The 4,006-nt window shown below is 49.4% G+C and carries 2 protein-coding genes and 1 pseudogene; all 3 read left to right on the plus strand.

All coding sequences use genetic code 11. The features are described 5' to 3' along the window. A partial coding sequence (locus tag PX636_RS02985) for a calcium-binding protein (RefSeq protein WP_288116176.1) occupies positions 1 to 723 on the plus strand: 723 nt, incomplete at its 5' end. Between the two features lie 297 nt (positions 724 to 1,020). Beyond that, positions 1,021 to 1,227 (plus strand): annotated as a pseudogene (locus PX636_RS02990) (IS701 family transposase); the annotation flags it as partial. Positions 1,228 to 1,484: 257 nt separating this feature from the next. Continuing rightward, positions 1,485 to 4,006: S8 family serine peptidase (locus PX636_RS02995; RefSeq protein WP_288116177.1), on the plus strand; the 2,522-nt coding region annotated here is incomplete at its 3' end.

The raw sequence follows: 4,006 nt of genomic DNA on the forward strand, positions 1-4,006 counted from the left end.
GATGGTGGGGCCAATAACGACACATACCTCTTCGACACAGATCTGGTCTTGAATAGCGATCGCCTAATTGATGCCTCTGGAATCGATACCCTCAACTTTGCGGCGACCACAACTAAAACCATCAACCTCAATCTCGGCAGTACCGTCGCCCAAACCGTCACCGCCGGAAATCTCACTCTCACCCTAGCTAGTGCCACTGCCTTTGAAAATGTTATTGGTGGTAGCCTCAACGACAACATCGTCGGCAATACTCTGGCTAATTCCCTCAGCGGTGGAGCGGGTAATGACACCCTCAACGGTGGAGCGGGTAATGATAACCTGACAGGCGGTCTTGGCAAAGATACCCTAACGGGAAGCACGGGATTGGATACTTTGACCTACAATTCCCTCGGTGAGTCGCTGCTGACTGGCTTTGATGTTATTCAAGGCTACAGTGGCACAGGTGCTAGTCTTGATCGCATTAATGCCCCTGGGTCTATTGCGGCAATCACTTTGACCGCATCGAAAGGGACAGCTACTTCTTTAACCGAAGCGGCGATTCAGTTGGTCTTGACGAATGCGGCCTTTGCTGCTAACACGGCGGCGGCTTTTACAGTGACAGGTCAAAGTGGTACTTTTATCGCTCTCAATAATGGAGCGGCTGGCTTCCAAGCCGCTAGTGATGCAATCATTCAACTGAGTGGTTACAACATTGCTGGCGCTACACCAGTGGTAGTGATCTAGATTGAGAGATCATTTAAGTTTGCCGGCAGTAGGAGACTCTTCTCCTACTGCCACTAGCGGTCTTTCAAAGCATAAGCTTCCTGTTGTTGTTCTGCGAAGCCTAAGAGGGGGGTGATTCGGTAGTAGTGATGGGGGCTTAATCCTTTGCTTTGCTGTGCATTGTAGTCATCGATAACTGAACTTCCACCCTATGAATATACTGGCTATGGCTAAAAGTCTTACAGAGCCTGATTTAAAGCAATGCAATACAAATGTACTGGCAGATACAAACTCCTGAAATCTTTACGCAGATAGGGCTTGGTGTTTTGTGCCTACACTTTTATTCTCTGGCATCACTTAACCGGGGGACTACAAAGGCGATGGGCGAATAAACCTTTGGAGACATTTACTGATGCTTTGGAGGCTTTTCGTACAGCGATGTCTTTTCGTTTTTTCACTTGGCTAACGCAGAATATTGATGTCTTTTTAGCTCACAAAGCGGCTTTGGGCTACATTTGGACTTGAAATTTGTTTAAGTTCCACTAATCAGGCTCTTGGATAAAAATAAGAAAATTTTTCTTATTTTTTTAACTTGTTGATTTATAATTACTGGTAGACAAGAGATTTAGCCCCAGGGCAGAAAAGTTGGGCTAGTCCTTTTCCCTAACCATAAACAGAAACAATTCAACACCCCCAGGTAATTGACCGATTAATTTTCGGAAAATGGGGTATGGGGTGTGCCTGGTGATGAAGACAACACAAGTAAGTTCCGATTTACAGATATGACATTTCTAGAAGATTCTTTGAGTTTTGAGCAATCCTTATCAATCACGCGTGATTTAACAGGTTCCGACGATTTAACTGTATCGAAGGAAACTTCTCCCTTAGGAGTCCTGAACTCTGACCCCTCCCCATCTACAGTCTCCTCTGAGGCCCCCACGGTTCCAGTCTCCCCTGCTGCTACGAGTCAAGTGGTCTTTCCCGCTTCCCTCAGTATTGACTCTTCTGGTTATCTCACCAGTCCAGCGCCTGGTCCCGCCTCTGTACCCACCGCTGCCCCCGTCACCAGCAGTCCAGCGTTGGGTCTTGCCTCTGTACCCACTGCCGAGGGAGGGGATTCGAGGGTTAATCAGGACAATCTCAACCAGAAAACTGGAGAAAATCGGCAGGCTAACTCTCCCATACCAGTAGTTGATCGGGGGGATTTTTATTGGGCAGACGGTCAGCCAGTAAAACTACTACAGCGCAATACTCAAATAACTCTGACCCTGACCGACCGGGCAACCAGACTAAACGATCTATTGGCAGCCGGTCAAATCCTAGAAGGGCTGAAATTAGAGAAAAACGTCTCCCAGAATACCTACATACTAAGCAGTAAGACAGCGACTGCCATTGATATCGCCCAGATCGAAGCCAGATTAGGGGAAATCCCCGGGGTTCGAGTAGCCCCAGTTTATCAGTCTCCCTTGACTAACACTTGGCTAGTGGCCACCAACGAAATAATTGTTTCCTTGCGGCCAGGGTTAAAGGCTCAAGAGGTTTTCGGGAATGATTCCCGTTTTGCCAGTTATCGCAGCCTATTGGGAACATCCGACCAATTTGTCGTGACTCTCCAAGAAGGACTTCCTAACCTAGCTACTGCTAATGCCCTTCAGTCCGATAGAAGCTTTCAGTGGGCAAGTCCCAACTTCTACCAACAACGGGAGCGATTTTTTATTCCCAACGATCCTCTTTTCGGCAACCAATGGCATCTCAATAACACGGGACAAGTAGGAGGGACACCCGATGCGGACGTAGATGCCCCAGAAGCTTGGGATGTAAATGCGGGGGGTAGCAGTAACGTGGTTGTTGCTGTAATCGATGATGGAATGCAGTTAAACCATCCCGACCTGCAACTATTCATCAATACAGGGGAAATTGCCGGTAATGGCATTGATGACGATAGCAACGGTTGGATCGATGATGTGAACGGCTGGGACTTTACCAGTGGTGGCATCGGAGACAATAACCCAGGGCCTAGTGTCCCCGATGATGCCCATGCCACCGCCGTCGCTGGAGTAGCGGCAGGTCGGGGCAACAACACACTGGGAGTGACGGGGATGGCCTATAACTCCCGATTACTGCCCGTGCGGATTTTCTTGGGAGACTCTGCCACCAGTGACGCTAATATCGCCTCGGCCATTTATTATGCCGCCGGTCGCACGGCTTCGGGTACTGGCACTTGGCGTGCAGGGGATATTCTGAACAACAGTTGGGGTGGTGGTGGCTTCAGCAGTGCCATCTCCAGTGCCTTTACCTGGGCTAGTACCAGCGGGCGCGATGGCAAAGGGGCAATTTCCTACATTGCCACAGGTAACGGTTTTGGGGCTCCCGTTAGTTTTCCTGCCAATCTCTCCAGTACCATACCGGGGGTAATTGCCGTCGGTGCGAGTACCAACCTCGACCAGTTGGCCAGCTATAGTAACGTCGGACCGCAAGTGGATTTCGTTGCCCCTAGCGGTGGTCCCACTTATGGCGGTACAGCTAATATTGTTACCACAGACCGGACGGGTGCCGATGGCTATAACAGCACCTCCGACTATACCACTACTGGCGCGGATGGGTTTAGCGGCACCAGTTCCGCCACTCCTCTAGCGGCAGGAATTGGGGCATTGATTCTGGCACAAGATCCCAACCTGACGGCCGCCCAAGTGCGGGGTTTAATGCGGAACACCACGGACTTGATTGGTCCGGTTGCCTACGATAACAAGGGTTTTAACACCCAATACGGTTACGGTCGCGTCAACGCTAACACTGCTATCCGAGGAGTAGGTATCGCAGAAATTCAGGTTCTGCAAGATCGAACCAATATTGCCGATAATACGGGCAGTTTCAGCTTTGCGGCCGGTGTAGGTCAAACCCAAACCCAAACCTTCCGGGTTCGCAACCAAGGCACAAAAGATTTAACCCTCGGAGCCATTTCCCTAGGTGGTGGTTCGGGTTTTAGCTTGGCTTCCAGTTTTACGGATACAACCCTCAGTGTCGGTGAGTCCACCACCTTCTCGGTAAATTTTTCTCCCACGACAACGGGAACTTTCAGCAATACCATTAGCTTTACGAATAATGATGCCGATGAGAGTACTTTTAACTTTACCCTTAACGGCACGGGCTTAAACAGTAAGAGCTTCAGTAACCCTAACCCGATTACTATTCCTGATAGTGGTTCCAGTACCCCCTATCCTTCCACTATTAATGTTTCAGGCTTGAGCGGTAATATTAATAGCCTGAAAGTAACCCTGACAAACCTGAGCCATACTTATCCCGA

This window comes from Microcystis sp. M53598_WE2, from assembly GCF_030067735.1.
Lineage (GTDB): Bacteria > Cyanobacteriota > Cyanobacteriia > Cyanobacteriales > Microcystaceae > Microcystis > Microcystis aeruginosa.